The organism is Paenibacillus sp. FSL R5-0744, assembly GCF_037972555.1.
GTDB lineage: Bacteria > Bacillota > Bacilli > Paenibacillales > Paenibacillaceae > Paenibacillus_AQ.
This window is the reverse complement of the sequence record NZ_CP150228.1, coordinates 5,548,949-5,565,491: the sequence shown is the minus strand read 5'-3', so window position 1 is coordinate 5,565,491 and position 16,543 is coordinate 5,548,949. Positions and strand designations below refer to the sequence as shown.

Here is a 16,543-nt window from a genome sequence, read left to right as displayed (position 1 = left end):
AAGTTAAATCTCAAAATACTATGTAAGTTGAACGAATTCGTATGAATAGTTCAGCTTACATAGTTTGCTATTGAAGCAAACCAGGATATGACATAAGATTGATTCGTCATAATACAACAATTTTCTACAGGAGGAAGGAATCTCTTCATGCGGAAATGGAGTCGGTTTCGGGATCGCAATATACGGCAAAAGCTGTTTTTGACCTACACGCTGTTGATGATTGTTCCTCTCGTGGTCATTAGTATTTACTTTTACATATACGCTATGTCTGTTTTTGAATCCCGCATTGTGAAATCGTTTCAGGAGACCAATCAGCAGATGGTATCCACTGCGGACTCGTTTGTTAGCAGCATGTTCAAATCCTCGGAGCAGCCTTTTTATGATGAAAGGCTGATGCAAATTTTGTCGAAAGATTATTCTACTGTAACCTATGAGACTTTTGAAAAAAGTATGGATTACCGCTACATAAGTGACAACGTTTTTAAAGAGTTGATGACATTTAATCCAGATATCGATTCTATTCTGATCTACCCTGTGAATAGTTCATTAATCTACCGCAGGGGTTATGATACGACATTCAATTATAGATATAGTCCGGTGTATGAATCATGGTACCGAACTATTGTGGATAATGCGGAGAGACCCATTCTGGTCGGCATGCACGAGGAGAAACAAATGTATGCCAAGCCTCGTCCTGTACTATCTGTAGGCCGTGTACTAGTGGATGTGGGCACCTATCAGAAGCTTGGTGTGCTGCTCGTTAATTTCCGGATGGATAAGCTTGAAAAGCTATTCAGCGGACTGGATGACAAACAGGATGTAAACCAGTTCATCGTGGATGATGAAGGGATGGTAGTGTTCAGCTCAGATCCGGCCATGATTGGGATGGAATATAGTCAGGTCATGGCAAAAATGAAGCCGGACAATGAGAACTACTATGTTGTTCACGATGAATCCAATATGTCTGGATGGCAATTCTACAGCATCGTTCTTCGTGACAAGCTGCTCGCCGAAAGTAACCAGATACGCAATTTTTCTACACTCTTGCTTCTTTTGTTGATTGTGCTGGGATTCGTAACTGCTTATCTAGTATCCGGCAGTATCTCCAATCCGATTCGAAGACTCAATCGACTGATGCGAAAGGTAGAGAAGGGGGATTTTGATGTTACCGCTCAGCAGGATAGTCTGGATGAAGTAGGGCATCTGTCGCGTACCTTTAACCGAATGACTGTCGAAATCAAAGATTTGATTGAGCAAACCAAGATTGAAGAGAAGAAGAAGCGGAGTGCAGAACTTAATGCGCTGCAAAATCAAATTAATCCGCATTTCATTTATAATACGCTCTCCGTGATTAAATGGATGGCGCAGGCTCAAATGGCGAACAACATTACGGAAACAGTAGATGACATGATCAAAGTTCTGTCCTTTTCCACACGTAATACTCAGGAGTTTGTTTCTATTGAGGAAGAAGCGTCCTTTATACACAGCTACCTGGAACTGCTGCAGCTCAGGTATTTCAATGTGTTTGATTTTGAAATCGATGTTGCACCGGATGTTCTGGAATGCAGAACGTTAAAATTTATGGTGCAGCCTTTTGTAGAGAATGCGGTGTTTCACGGCTTTGCAGAAGATTCCCGTCAATATAACTTGAGTATACGCGTGCAGAGAAAAGGCAGCGATATTCAGTTTACGATCTCGGACAACGGGATGGGAATCTCGGAGGAACAGCTAAGTAGGCTCTTGCAACAGGAAATGTCAGACGGTCAAACGATGAATTCCATTGGTGTGGGCAATGTCTCCAGAAGATTGAAGCTTCATTTTGGAGAAAAGTACGGGGTGACTATAAATAGCGTAAAAGGGGAAGGAACCACCGTTCTTATCCTGATTCCTACCATGGAGCATCCTCAGAACTACGCTGGAACAAGGAAAGAGGGATACGCATGAAAATCATGATTGTGGACGACGAGTCCTTTATTCGAATGAATTTTAAGACATTTGTGGACTGGAAGCATCATGGCTATTACCTAGTAGGCGAAGCTGCAAACGGTAAAGAGGCTTTGGAGAAAATGGATGAGCTTCATCCGGATGTGGTCTTTTTGGATATCCGAATGCCACTGATGGATGGGCTTGAGGTTCTAAGGCAGCTCCGGCATGCCAAACATTCCTGCAAAGTTATTATTCTCAGCAGCCATAATGAGTTTGAGTATGCCCAAGAGGCGCTTAGGCTAGGTGCATGCGATTATATTCATAAACCGAATCTAACCCAGTCCGCTGTATTTGAAGCGTTGGAGCGTGTCCGGGCACAGGTGAATCATCAGCCTGTGGGAGATCATCTTGTTTCTTTACAGCAAAATATGGAGAAGAACCGAAATGAGTTGAAAACGCTTTTTTTACGGGATTTAGCGATCGGTGTTGTTCGTCATGAGTGGGAAATTGAGCAAAAGACAAAGCTGTACGATTTGAATCTGAAACAGCCTAATGTGCTTTGCATCGTCATGTTGATTGATCAGTATGACAAGGTGAAGGAACGTTACAATAAGGGAATGGAGCATTTACTCGGCTTTTCGATCCTCAACATTTTGCAAGAGGTGCTGCATCGGTACAGCGAGCTAGAGCTGTTTCTGATGAGTCCGAACGAGCTGGTTATTATAAAAACGTATTCCGGCATCAGAAGTATGAATGAGATTCTTGAAGAACGCTGGGGACTTATCCGTAAAATTGAAAAGACATTGAAACAGTTTTTGAACATACAAGTTAGTTTTCTTATCAGCGGGCTGCATGCCCGTCTGCTTGATATTCCCAAAGCCTATCATGAAGCTCAGGAATCTGCTGAAATGCTATTTTATGAGGATTGCAGCAACGTTGTTGTCTACGAACCAGGCAGCATCAAGGAAATGAATGATAAGGCACTGTTTACCCTGTTTGAACAGCGTATCCGCAAGGAAATGGATGAAAAGCACGTATCTTCTGCTATCGCCATAGTTCATGAGATGTTTGCTACGATCAAGGATAAGAGATCTTTAGGTCGGCATGCCACCTTGGAAATGTGCGTGAATCTCCACTGCCAGATTCAGTCCCATATGAAGGAGGACAGTGGGGAGGAAGACTATACCGGGATGCAGGAAATTATGTCAGCCGAGCGTTTGGAGCATCTTCATCTGCTGCTGATCCAGGAGTTGGAGAGTCTACAGGAGAGTTATACGGATGCGGCGACATCTACGAACTACAAGATTAAAAGGGTCATTGATTATATTCACCAGAATTACAATCAAGATTTGACACTGAATGAGCTAGCAGGTTATGTCGGTCTGAACAACAGCTATCTGAGTCGTATTTTTAAGGAGCAAACGGGTTCCATGCTGATTCCATATATCAACGGCTATCGTGTGAAAAAGTCTCTAGAGCTACTTAAAGAAGGAAAACTTAAAACGTATGAGATTGCGGAGAGGGTAGGGTTTAACAGTATTGACAACTACTATATCAGCTTTAAGAAGATTTATGGGCTCCCTCCGAACGAATACCGTAAGACTAGTATGGGAAAGTAAAAAATCACAAAGATATGTAAAGATCCTCTGTTTGCTCTCGATTGCTGTGTAGCTAAGATGAAGATAACACCACTTACGGTGAATCTTCTTAAATAAAAGGGGTAGTGACAAATGAGAAAGAAGTCAGTCCTGTTATTGTGCTCTCTGATGTTGATGCTGTCTACGGCAGCGTGTGGAACCAAATCTAATACCGGTAACTCTGGCAACGGAGCTTCAGACAACGCCGGAGCGGCAAAGCCGGAGAAGCAAGAAACCGTCGAAGTCACGATGGCATACTGGGCTAATGCGTCCGAGCAAAAGAACTTCGAATTTATGGTGGATGGCATTGATAAAGAATATCCGAACATTAAAGTTAAGATGCAAATGTACCCAACCAGTGATGAATTTTGGAAAGCGGTTCCAACGGCGATTGCTGCCGGGGTAGGGCCTGATATCATTGCTATGTCGGATGAAGGAAACTATGAGTATATCAAGAAAGGCGTACTCGCTCCACTCGATGAGATGATCGACAAAGTGGGGTTTGATAAAGAACGTATTACTGGATCGCTGTACAAAGGCTGGACAGATGATAATAAACTTTACGGAATTCCTTATGATTCTTCTACTTCTATGCTGGCGATCAACAAAGAGATGTTTGAAAAGTCCGGAATCACTAAATATCCAGAAACAATGGATGAGGTTGTTGAGTTGGCAAAAGCCATGACTAAAGATGGTGTGAAAGGTATTATCGGCAGTATCGATCCATTCCACATCACTCAATATGTTCACGCTTTCGGCGGAGACTGGGGCTTCGGAAAAACGATCAATTCCAAAGAAAACGTAGCTGGTGTGCAGTTCTTCGTGGACCTTTTCCTCAAAAATAAGGTTGCTATTGCTCCAATCGAAGTAGGGGCTCCATGGGACGGCGAAGTATTCAGTCAAGAAAAAGGGGCTATGTCCACGGCTGGTCCATGGTATGTAGGTCATTTGAAAGAAGCTAACCCTGATATGGGATTGATTGCTCTGCCGATGCCTAAAGGTACGGTAGAAGCACAAAGCGCTTACTCTCACGGCTTGTCGATACTGGACGGCAGCAAGCATAAGGAAGAAGCTATGCAAGTGATCAAGTATGCGCTGCGTGATGAAGCACAATTGAATGCAATTGAGGCAGTTGGATATTCACCGGCAGTATCTTCCCTGCTTCCTAAATATTTGGAGAAGAATCCTGAATTGAAAGCGGTATTCGACAATATGGAAAAAGTCGGTATGCCCTTTGCTTACCCTGAACAAACCAAAGCGTTTCATGCCGATCTGCTTAAAGGCGTAGAGGAAATCATCTTTAAGCAAGACGGCTTGACGGTTGAAAAGCTGCTGAATGATCTTCAAAGTAAATACGGTGAAAACTAGTTATCAAACGGTTGGACTTTGCCATAACCAAAGTCCAACCATTTTTTTCACAATCATTTAAGGAGGTCTAAGGGGAAAATGAAAAAGTCGTTTAACAGTGTCATTTCAAAGATTGTACTCATGTGCTTGTTCATCACATCCATCGGTCCTGTGTACTCTATGCAGGCAGCACCCGCAGCACCTGCTCCTAAGATTAATGAAGGCGTGGTCAATGGTGAGTTTCCACTGAATTTAACACAAACGGGAGATATCGACTGGCTACATTTTAAAGCGGATAATTTGAATCAGCTTCAACGAATTCAGAAGGCAGGCCCTAATTCAGTTACCTTCAGTGTATATGGAGATACAGCAACTGAGGGTAAGTTGAACAGAGGCACCGATGCCGATTACATGTCCTATACCTGGAGTAATGGTATGCCAGGATTTGAATATGGATTAAATGACACTGGGACGGGTTTATTTTATCCAAAATCCAGTCGAGACAAAGGAAGCTATAACAATGTTGGCTGGGACATTGAAGTAGCAGCGCAGCCACAGGATTCCACCCTAGTATTTGGTCTTGGGTTATGGCAAGCGGATGTAGATCTCAATATCTATACTGACGATGTACTCTCGGTAACCCGAAGCGTATACGGCGATTCTGTTTCCAAGAACTATAAATATCAAGTTAACGTGCCTGCGAATGTGAAGCTGAAAATTGAAGGGCGTTTGACAAAGGTTGTCGCGAAGAACGGAAATATATCATTCTCTGGACTCGCTTTAAGCAGTATGGCACTTGCGGATAAATTGGCGCTGCAAAATGAATACAACCGAGTTAGCAATATGACACAAGGTCTTTATACAAATGAGACGTGGCAAGTTCTGGTGAATACGCTGGCAGCTACCAAGCTTATGCTTGATAGAACAGAGGCAACGCAGACGGAAGTTGACAGCGCTATCAATGCTTTGGTAGCAGCGCAGCTTGGTCTGGTGAAGAGAGAATCGAACATTGTAATCGATTTTACGGATAAAGCGTTCAAGGAGTATACTTTCGGTGCAAAAACCGATCAACAGGACAGATATCAAACCTTCACAGTGAAGGAAGCTGTTGATATGAAGTATGTTCAGGTCAATGTCAAAAGATATAAAGAGCCTGTGAGCGACTTGATTATCAAGTTGCATGCAGTAAACAGTGAAGGGCTGCCGACTGGAGATCCGCTAGTCCAAACGACAGTGGACAAAAACCGGATTGTGGACGGAGGACTCACTACTGCGGAGCTTAGCTACAGTCTCCTTCAGGATACGCGATATGCGCTCGTTCTCACTCAACAAGAGCGGGGCTCCGGGGAATACCGCTGGGTCATTATGTCCAAAAACTTTGAATCTCAAAAGGAGTTCTTTGGTAAATCGGCATCAGGTGTCTTTAAATCTGAAGCAGGTCTGGGCACAGGCATCATGAGAATTGTCAAAGAGGGTAACGTGGATCGGGCCCCGCTGCAGGGCTTGATTGAAGAGCTTAAGCAATATAACAGACAACTTTACACGCTCCAGAGCTGGTCTTCCTTGGAGATAGCATTGAGCAGCGCTCATGAGCGCTTGAACGATGTGGATGTTAAACAGGCAGAGCTTGATACGGTATTAAATCAGGTGCAAACAGCCTTTAATAACCTAGTGCTAAGTACGAACCTGGATGTAATGGCTAAACAGATGAAGACAATCAGCCAAGCGGCCCTGATTGGCTACACCAGTCAGTCGGCAGATGCTTTGCATCAAGCGATCCAGGAAGCACAAGCTTTGAATATCGGTGCATCCGAGCAAGAACGAATCAAGGTGTATTCAAAAGTACTGAATGCAATGGATGGATTGCAACTGGAAATGAAATATCAGTACGAATTGAACCCTAAAATGACGGCTGGTTTTGGTTTTGAGGGTGACAAGAACGCCACGCTGGCTTTCCTTGACGGATCCTATCAGATCGGCGGAACCCGCCCTATGCAGAATGGGTTTGTGGCAACGAAACAAATCGTTACGTTCGGTGCCACAAATACGTCAGGCATCAAATGGTATAATGCCGAAGGCTATCTGCCAGTCTTTATAAATGAGTTTACCAAAGATAATATGGACTATAGAATTGAATCGTTTGGCAACAAGCAGACGGTAGAAAGCAAGGACTACGTGATTAATTATTCCAGAATGACGGTTACCAATCATTCGGATGAGACGCGCCTGCTGCCGGTTGTATCTGCCAATCTGGTTCCGATGAATCAGGCTGCAAACGAAGTTTATACGATCAAACCTGGTGAGACTGTTGTCAGAGAGTTTGCTATTGAAGGGGATAAGTATGAATATTTCGATGCGGGAAAAACGAGCTTTACATCCTTAACGAGAGAGCAAGTGTCGAAACTAGGTACGTTTGATAGCAACTACAGTGAGATGAAATCCTACTGGAATAACAGACTGTCCACAATAGTTGATATCGATCTGCCGAATAAAGAGCTGGTCAATGCTTTTAAAGCAGGCTACATTTACAATATGATTATTAAAGACGGCAATTATCTGCATGTGGGTGAGAATGGTTATGCCAGACTTTACTCTCACGATACCATCGGGATTGTTGTTCAATTGATTCAGAGCGGTGACTTTGCACACGCAAGAGAGTATCTGGAAAGCATACCTCTTACCGGCGGAATTAACATCGAGACCGGTCAAGTGGACCCGAACCTGTTCTGGGATGCCAACTGGAAGCTTCCGTGGACGTATGCTGTATATTTGAGCAAAACCGGCGATACATCCTTATTTGATGAAAAGATGAAAGCGGATGACGGATCAGAGGGTACCGTTTTCGATAAGCGGGTAAAATTCGGAGCAAGAAGCATTGAAAGCGACCGTGCTGGAGATGGCCGAATTATGAAAGAAACGAAAGCCATAGATTCATTGGGCTATTGGACGATTGACAATTACTCCGCTCTGACAGGATTGGCATCTTATGAATATATTGCGCGTGAGCTGTATAAGGTGAAAGGCCAAGCAAGTTATCTGGCAGAGGCGGAGTGGGCTAACGCTCAATACGAGGATCTGCTCGCTGCTTTTACGGATAAATTGCAAAAAACAATTACCGACAAAGCACTAAACTATATTCCTGCATCTGTTGTGCAAAGTAATGACGAGAACCGGATGAAGGACTCCCGTGATGCCAACTGGGCTTCCATGTTCCTCTTCGGAAGATGGCTGTGGGATGGATATTTGTATGGTGCGAACCAGCCAGAGGACAATATCAACCTGACGATGCTAGATGATACTTATACCTATGGTATGGATCGACGCGTCAAGGAAGGGACAACCGATTCTATTTATAACTTTGGCGGTTATCCGCATGGCTTTTACTCCAGTGCGTATAACGCCGGTTACGGTAGCGCCGCGCTTCGCGGTGAGAAATACAGAGACATGGGGATTAAAGCTTACGAGTTTATGATTGAAAACTCCATGAGTGGACCGTTTAGTTGGTGGGAAGGCGTAGCTTACCCTACCGCAGAATCTAGCCCTTGGACGGCAACCAATGATGAACTTGGTGTGCGTAATACGCCTGGCGGTGGCGGATCGGCCCAGCATATGTGGGGGCAGGCCGTCAATTCAAAGGTATTGGTGGACTCGCTGATCACTGAGCGTATCTACGATCAGAACACAAAATACGAAATTATTGTGGGACGTGGTATTCCTAAAGAGTGGGTTACGGATGCCGATAAGAACAACAATGTGGTAGTGGATGTTCAGAACTATCCTGCATTCCAAGGTGGAAGAGTAGGATACAATGTGGTTAGAAAAGCAAACCAGCTTGTGGTTACATTTACGACCAGTCTGGAGCAAGCCAAGGCTGATACGAGCAATGCACAAATCAGCATTCAATTGCCTAGTATGGTTAACAACATTCTGGAGTCTTCTGAGGGTGTTGTTGATAACGCCAAAGGTATCGTTACCGTTCCGCTCAGTACAAAAACATTAGCAATCACTTTGAGTGATCTACCTAAGCCTACCGATGTAGAGCTTGATAGAGAGGAGCTTACCATTGGATTTGCTACCGGCGACTCCAGTGACTCGGTAACCCAAAACGTGGTGTTGAGAGCGGAAGGAAAGCGCGGTAGCTCAATCACTTGGTCTTCAAGCGAACCGAATATAATTTCTAATACGGGTAAGGTGAAGCGCCCGACTGTTTCTACTCCAGTGACGTTGAAAGCAATTTTGGAAAAAGACGGCGTTCAGGTTGAAAAGACGTTTGTTTTAACGGTTATCAAGGCAAATGAAGATTCGGGCAATAACGGAAACAATAGCAACAACGGTAACAATAGTAATAATAGCAACAGCGGAAACACCAGCGATAATGGTAATAACGGGAACACCGGAAACAACGGAGGTTCGGTTCATCTACCGAAATTTCCGGACATTTCGAATCACTGGGCATTCGATTCTATTGTTACCGCAATAGAACGTGGAATTATCAAGGGTTATGAAGACGGAACATTCCGTCCGAATGCTGTGGTGAAACGCAGTGAGCTGATGGTTATGCTTGGCCGTGCGTTGAAACTCTCGGATACGGATACTACAACTCTTCCGTTTGAAGATGCAACTAGCATTCCGTCATGGGCGAAAACTTACATCTCCAGTGCAGTCAAATCTGGACTTATTAAGGGATACGAGGATAATTCTTTCCGTCCTGATGGTAAGGTGACCCGGATCGAATTTGTAGCGATGGTTGCACGTGCACTCGATTTGAAGAGCGGTACGAAGACAAGCTTGCCTTTTGCTGATGCTGATCAAATTCCTGCCTGGGGAAAAGATTATGCAGCAGCGGCATATGAGGCAGGTCTGATCCAAGGTAAAGGAAATGACCGATTTGCTCCAAATGATCCGGTGACGAGAGCGGAAGCGGTGACCCTGCTTTTGAGAATGTCTAAATAAGATTAGAATAATTTAGTTGGATAAACAAGTTAGAGGCTTGCGGGTAAGATGCAAGCCTCTTTTGATTTTACTCAGCACCTGTTTTTTATGAGGATTTTGGGAATGATGAAGCAGTCTGCTATACTTTTGTGGTAGCGCTTGCTTCTGAAGCGTGAATTTAGGTTAAGTAAGATTAATGAAATAACAATAAGCTTGGAGGGTTAAGAGATGAGTGAATTGAATGCACCGTTCTCGGGAGGTCCGACTTTAAATGATGGAGTGACCATGCCGTGGCTAGGCCTTGGCGTGTATCAGACTAAAGATGGGGAAGAGGTTATTCACGCGGTCAAGACCGCAGTGGAGCTTGGATATCGCAGTATTGATACGGCTGCAGGTTACAATAACGAAGAAGGTGTAGGTCAGGCTATTCGTGAATGTGGAGTGGCCCGTGATGAACTGTTTATTACGACGAAAGTGCGCAACCCTGATCAAGGCTATGAATCAACGCTGAAAGCGTTCGAGGTTAGCCGGCGCAAGCTGGGGCTGGACTATATAGATTTGTATCTCATACATTGGCCGGTGGCAGGAAAGTATCGGGAGACTTGGAAGGCTCTGATTCATCTGCAAAAAGAGGGTCTCATCAAATCTATCGGTGTGAGCAATTTTCAGATTCATCATCTGAAGGATATCATCGAGGACACTAGCGTAGTTCCAGTGGTAAACCAGGTGGAATTCCATCCGCTATTGACTCAGCGCGAGTTGCTGAAGTATGCCAATGAGCAAGGAGTCCAGCTTGAAGCTTGGAGTCCGCTAATGCAAGGGAACTTAGATCTCCCCCTCCTTAAAGAGCTGGCTGGAAAGTATGATAAGACCCCTGCTCAAATTGTACTTCGTTGGGATTTGCAGCAAGGCGTCATTACGATTCCGAAATCAGTACATGCGGATCGAATCAAGGAGAATGCGGGATTCTTTGACTTCACGTTAAGTGATGAGGATGTTAAAGCTATCGAAGATTTGAACAGAGACCATCGTTTCGGTCCGGATCCGGACAATTTTAATTTCTAAAAATTACGAATACAAGCCAAACAGCAAGCCACCGATACGGGGACTTGCTGTTTGGCTTGTCGCTTATTGGATGGAGACGTTATATTTACGCAGCCAGAGATCTACTTGAGCTAGGTAAGCAAACAGCTGAGGACCGGACATGAGCTGACCGAACCAAGGCAGATTGGTAGAGGATTCTGGGGAAGCGGCGATCTCACGGATTTTGGCAGCATCGATTAAAGGAAGTATAGGCGAAGTTGAGTCATCTAGAATGTTCAATACTTGTGTTCGTACTGCGTTTAAATAGGCTGGATTGTGGGTTTTCGGGTAAGGACTTTTTTTGCGATATAGCACATCATCTGGAAGAATTCCCTCAAGCGATTTGCGCAAAATCCCTTTTTCACGACCGTTCAGGTTCTTGATTTCCCAAGGAATATTAAAGACATATTGAACGAGGCGATGATCACAATAAGGAACACGTACCTCTAGTCCGGCGCCCATACTCATTCGGTCCTTACGGTCGAGCAAAGTAGGCATGAAGCGGGTGATGTTTAAATAGGACATTACGCGCATTTGTGCTTGTTTACCTGTCTCCCCATCTAATGTTGGGACTTCGGCTACTGCATCACTGTATCTGTCACCCAAATATTCCAGCGGCCGAATCCATTCATTAACTTCAGGGGATAATAGACTTGCACGCATTTTAGGAGCAACTGACCAAGGAAAAGTGCCCGAGGAGAGCATCTCCTCCCGGTGGAACCAAGGATATCCGCCAAAAATCTCATCGGCAGCTTCGCCGGAGATGGCTACAGTAGCATTCTTTTTAATCTCACGGCAAAATAAATACAAAGAAGAGTCCACATCGGTCATCCCAGGTAAATCGCGTGTGTACAGCGCATTATCAAGTGCTTCTACAAGCTCTGGCGTATCAAATGAGATATAGTGATGGTTCGTATTTAATTCATCGACCATTCGCTTAATCCATGGACCATCTGCTCCGGGCTGAAAAGTATGGCTCTTGAAGTGCTTGTCGTTGTCGACATAATCGACGGAATACGTATCCACTCGTCCCTGACCATTTCGGTTGTAGTAATCGACTGCAAGTGCTGTTAGCGCACTGGAGTCCAGCCCTCCTGACAAGAGCGAGCAGACTGGAACATCTGAAACCAGTTGGCGTTCGAGCGTATCCTGCAGCAGTTCACGTACTTTAGCGGCTGTCTCTGCTTCATTGTCAGTATGTTTTGCGCTTTCCAGCTTCCAATAAGCGTAACTACGCAGACCTTCACGACTATAGATCATGGCATGCCCCGGACGAAGCTCCTGCATATCCTTATAAACACCGTGTCCTGGCGTACGGGCTGGACCGATAATAAAAATTTCCGCTAACCCTTCGGGCCCGACTATTGGCTGTACCTTGGGGTGCTGCAGCAGCGCCTTAGGCTCTGATCCGAAAACTAAGACGTCATCCACTTTACTATAGAACAGAGGCTTCACACCTAAGCGGTCACGTGCAAAAAAGACCTGATCCCGAAGTCCGTCCCACACTGCAAAGGCAAAGATCCCATTGAGCTTTTCTGCACAATCCGGTCCCCATTCGATATAGGCATGCAGCAGAACCTCGGTGTCACATTGGGTACGGAATTGATGACCCCGCTGCTTAAGTTCTTGTTTGAGCTCGGGTGCGTTATATAATTCGCCATTGTACACAATCGCGTATACCTGTTCGTCATGGCGGGTGATCATAGGCTGCGCGCCGTTCTCTGGATCGATAACGCTAAGTCTGCGGTGACCGAATGCGCAAGGACCTGAAATCCAAGTTCCAGCTGCATCGGGTCCGCGGTTTGCTAAAGTTTCAGTCATTTTGACCAGCAACTGCGAGTGCTGCGTGAGATCTCCGCGCCACTGGATAAATCCGGTTATTCCGCACATGATGGTTCATCCTCTCTTTTTGTGCGATTGTTGTCCTTACTTTTTTGCCAAGTAATACAGATATATGCCGAAGGAAGGCATAAAATGTATGTCCTTATCCGAACACTAGGGGAGAGAGGAATTTGCCAGGAGGGAAGGATGACAGGTGTATTATATTAAAGATGCCAAAATTCGCAGAATGATGGAGTATGACGGTGCGCCTTGTGCAGAAGTAGGTGTATTGCCAGGTGCTGTTAGTGATCCTGCGCTTTTGGTGTATATCGTGGAAGATCAGCGCGAGGAAGGATACGAGATTGTCCGTATCCTCACTAACGACGCGGATACTTCTACCGATTGGTTTGATAACAATATGCATGACGCTTTTAAAGATGTTACTTCGAGCGCGTTTACAGGCAGTACGATTATGTCGCCAGAAGATGAACGTTCTAAATTTCAGAGAGAATTAATGACATACGGAGATTTAAAAAAGCAGCTGGAGCAGCATTTTCGGAATTTGGAGTAATATGGAGTAGATACGAGGGTATCCGTAAGCTATGAAAATAGCTAGGATACCCTTGTTATTATTAAAATAGGATTAAGATTACTTATTTTCCAAAATGTTTGATCTTGAAAATTCTGCTGAATAAGGTATAATAAATATCGTTGCGTCAATACATATCATTAATTCTTATATGTCCCGGTAGCTCAGCTGGATAGAGCATGCGCCTTCTAAGCGCACGGTCAGGGGTTCGAATCCCTTCCGGGACGTCAAGTAACAGCCTTCCTTCGGGAAGGCTGTTTTTGCGTGCAGGGAAAGAGAAGCCCGGGTGGTTCGTCGGAGCATAAGCATCGATAGGATCAGCTTCGCAGTCAGCCCGAAAGGGCTGCATCCCGCTCGGGGCAAGTAACAGCCTTCCTTCGGGAGGGCTGTTTTTGCGTGCAGAGAAAGAGAAGCCCGGGTGGTCGTCGGAGCATAAGCATCGATAGGATCAGCTTCGCAGTCAGCCCGAAAGGGCTGCATCCCGCTCGGGGCAAGTAACAGCCTTCCTTCGGGAAGGCTGTTTTTGCGTGCAGAGCATCCTCGCCAAAGTAAGTAAACTGAAGCTCTGATAGATAATTAGGGAAAATCTCGCTATAATTCAGAGCTTTCTGCTCAATAGACTAATAATTAGGGAAATCCTCCCTGTAATTTAACTAATTCGTTGGCGAATATAGATATTCCCCCGATTTTTAGGGAGGATTTCCCTCTTTTCATTCATTTCAAGCAATTATCGGCTAAATACAGGGAGCTTTTCCCTAATTATACGAAAAGAAGGTGCCGAGAAAGTAGTTTTCACTACTTTCTCGGCACCTTGAGCCTTCACGTGAGAAGGTTGTCTTGCATATGCCCACCGCTAAAGAAGCGGCCAGATCTCCTCCCAGACAGTGTCTAGAATAGCCTGCATATTATCTTCCATACTGTTAATAGCGATTACCACTTGTGCATCCGGTACAACAATGCAGAATTGACCATGAGCGCCATCGGCACGATAAGCATCGTGCGTACACAACCAGAATTGACAGCCGTACCCTTGGCCCCAATCACCAGCTCCGTTATTTTCGATCTGCTTTTGTGTAACAAAATCAACCCAAGCTGCGGGAATAAGCTGCTGTCCCTTCCACATTCCTTTTTGCAAAAGAAGCTGTCCAAATCGGCTTAGTTCTTCCGTATTGATCTGAAGTCCGGCACAACCGAGGGTGATCCCTTGAGGGGCCGTTTCCCAATCGACGTTTTCTATGCCTAGTGGGGTAAAGAGACGGGGAACGAGGTAATCTTTTACGGTTTGTCCGACACGGGCCTGAACCATTGCAGAGATCATAATGGTATCCCCGCTGCTGTAGGTAAATTGTTCCCCAGGAGGTCTGTCTAAAGGTAGCGATAGATAATGTTGTATCCAATTTACATCCTTCAAGGCCATTCTTTCTTCAACCCAAAATGGTGGGGAATCATGCCCTGTACTCATACGTAGTAAATCGAACAAGGTCAACTCCCCAGGTTGCATGGAAGGAAGGACTTCTTTATGAGTGAATGCATATTCTGGAAACACATCCTTAAGTGTTGTATTTAGTGATAGTTTTCCTTCTTCGATGGCTAGACCCACCGCCATGCATGTAAAAGATTTGCTGACCGAATGCTGCAAGCGCCGAATATCCTCTGCGAGATCCACTTTCCCCACTAACGTTCCATTTTTAAGCACAAGAACATTGAACACATTCAATCCACGTTCGCGGATCTGGGCTTCGAAGCGAGTCATGTTTAACATAAAATGTAGCCCTCTCTTTCTTAGATTCCAAGCTGGGATTAGGAAGTTTGGTAGTCGAAATCATTGAAAATGATGTGGAAACGTTTCCTCTGACTAGATATTAAATAGCTAAATCGATGCTATTCTATTCTTATTTTAAAGTCAATGCAAGCAGAAAGACTACTATTTAACATCGAAACAATTAAAATTTAAAACGAATTTGAGATGCGAATCATTTTTAGTCAAAAATCATAGGTTGACTTCTAAAAAATATCTGTCCATAATGAACGTATTAAGCGATTTAGATCCGAAAACAGTCAAAATGATGTCATGGGAAACGTTTCCCATCATTTTATGCGTTTCCACTAAGCTGATTATATCAGGTGCAGGGGGAGCTCATTATAGGGGTGAAACAGGGGGAATTATGAATATCAAGGATATTGCAAGGCTATCAGGCGTTGGTATCGCCACGGTCTCCAGGGTAATTAATAACTCCGGTGTCGTAAGTGATGCAACCAGAGCTAAAGTAATGGCTGTTGTAAGAGAACATAATTACATTCCAAATGGAAATGCAAGCAATCTGAAAAAAACGCGTTCTAATACGATAGCGCTTATGGTTAAGGGGATTGCAAATCCGTTTTTTGCAGACATGATCAAAGAAGTAGAGCGTCAAGTGAATCTGCGCGGCTGCCCGCTTCTGATCCAGCATGTTGAAGATGGAGTGGATGAGATCAATGCTGCTCTTCAGCTTGTGAAGGAAAAGAATTTATACGGGGTAATCTTTATGGGTGGTACATATGACCATTCTGAAGAAAAATTCAAACAATTGCCGATCCCATTCGTTTTGACTACCATCACGACTACGAAGGATGTTGATCCTGCTGTATTCTCCAGTGTGATCATTGATGATATGCAAGAGTCTTATAAAGCTGTGAGCTATCTAATTTCACTCGGACACCGGAACATTTGCTTTTTGGCCAGATTTCCTTTGGTTCAGCATACTACCGGAAACCGTCGTCTTATGGGTTATATTAAGGCGCTTGAGGATCATGGGATTGAGTATGATGCTTCCTTGGTAGAGGATTGTGAATACAGTCCAAGTTCTGGTTTCACGGCTACGAAAAGACTGCTTAATAAGAAAAAAGATATCACCGCTGTATTTGCCGCATCAGATACCATCGCTATCGGAGCTGCCAAGGCTTTATTGTCTTTGGGTCTATCGATTCCAAATGATATTTCGATCATCGGATTTGACGGTATAGAGATGGCAGAATACTATCACCCATCGCTGGATACGATTAGCCAACCTGGGGTGGATATGGCGAAAGCCAGTGTTGAAATTCTGTTTGACCTGATTTCGGGACAATCGGAGAACAAACATGTGGTATTCGAGTCTGTTTTGGTAAAGCGGGGATCTTGCAAGAAGATTAATAAACAAGCATAAACGCCTTCGGCATAATTTCTTAT

9 protein-coding genes and 1 tRNA gene are annotated in these 16,543 nt (G+C 44.5%); 8 read left to right on the top strand and 2 right to left on the bottom strand.

Features of this window, described 5'->3' with window-relative positions; all coding sequences use genetic code 11:
- Positions 1 to 147: 147 nt before the first annotated feature.
- The 5 genes from MKY19_RS24570 to MKY19_RS24550 all read left to right on the top strand — a co-directional run bounded on the left by MKY19_RS24570 (position 148) and on the right by MKY19_RS24550 (position 10,907).
- Positions 148 to 1,944 (top strand): sensor histidine kinase, encoded by a 1,797-nt coding sequence (locus MKY19_RS24570; RefSeq protein ID WP_339266843.1) that lies wholly within the window; start codon positions 148 to 150, stop codon positions 1,942 to 1,944.
- Positions 1,941 to 3,545 (top strand): response regulator, encoded by a 1,605-nt coding sequence (locus MKY19_RS24565; RefSeq protein WP_339266841.1) that lies wholly within the window; start codon positions 1,941 to 1,943, stop codon positions 3,543 to 3,545. The genes MKY19_RS24570 and MKY19_RS24565 overlap by 4 nt, the downstream gene beginning before the upstream one ends.
- 111 nt (positions 3,546 to 3,656) lie before the next feature.
- Complete coding sequence (locus MKY19_RS24560; RefSeq protein WP_339266839.1) at positions 3,657 to 4,931, top strand: extracellular solute-binding protein; 1,275 nt, start codon at positions 3,657 to 3,659, stop codon at positions 4,929 to 4,931.
- A gap of 78 nt (positions 4,932 to 5,009) precedes the next feature.
- Complete coding sequence (locus MKY19_RS24555) at positions 5,010 to 9,863, top strand: S-layer homology domain-containing protein (RefSeq protein ID WP_339798318.1); 4,854 nt, start codon at positions 5,010 to 5,012, stop codon at positions 9,861 to 9,863.
- 207 nt (positions 9,864 to 10,070) lie between these two features.
- Complete coding sequence (locus MKY19_RS24550; RefSeq protein WP_042191319.1) at positions 10,071 to 10,907, top strand: aldo/keto reductase; 837 nt, start codon at positions 10,071 to 10,073, stop codon at positions 10,905 to 10,907.
- Positions 10,908 to 10,970: 63 nt separating this feature from the next.
- On the opposite strand, the gene asnB is transcribed toward MKY19_RS24550, so the two are convergent.
- A complete protein-coding gene (gene asnB, locus MKY19_RS24545) occupies positions 10,971 to 12,815 on the bottom strand; it encodes an asparagine synthase (glutamine-hydrolyzing) (protein ID WP_339266835.1) in 1,845 nt (614 codons plus the stop codon).
- Positions 12,816 to 12,960: 145 nt separating this feature from the next.
- Between asnB and MKY19_RS24540 the strand changes: the two genes are divergently transcribed.
- Both MKY19_RS24540 and MKY19_RS24535 read left to right on the top strand, forming a co-directional pair.
- Positions 12,961 to 13,317, top strand: coding sequence for a hypothetical protein (locus MKY19_RS24540; protein WP_339266834.1), 357 nt, complete (start codon positions 12,961 to 12,963; stop codon positions 13,315 to 13,317).
- 171 nt (positions 13,318 to 13,488) lie between these two features.
- Positions 13,489 to 13,562, top strand: a tRNA-Arg gene (locus MKY19_RS24535).
- 626 nt (positions 13,563 to 14,188) lie between these two features.
- On the opposite strand, the gene MKY19_RS24530 is transcribed toward MKY19_RS24535, so the two are convergent.
- On the bottom strand, positions 14,189 to 15,088 hold the full coding sequence (locus MKY19_RS24530; RefSeq protein ID WP_339798316.1) for a serine hydrolase: 900 nt from the start codon (positions 15,086 to 15,088) through the stop codon (positions 14,189 to 14,191).
- 412 nt (positions 15,089 to 15,500) lie between these two features.
- Between MKY19_RS24530 and MKY19_RS24525 the strand changes: the two genes are divergently transcribed.
- Positions 15,501 to 16,520, top strand: coding sequence for a LacI family DNA-binding transcriptional regulator (locus tag MKY19_RS24525; protein ID WP_042191311.1), 1,020 nt, complete (start codon positions 15,501 to 15,503; stop codon positions 16,518 to 16,520).
- The last annotated feature ends 23 nt before the right edge of the window (positions 16,521 to 16,543 follow it).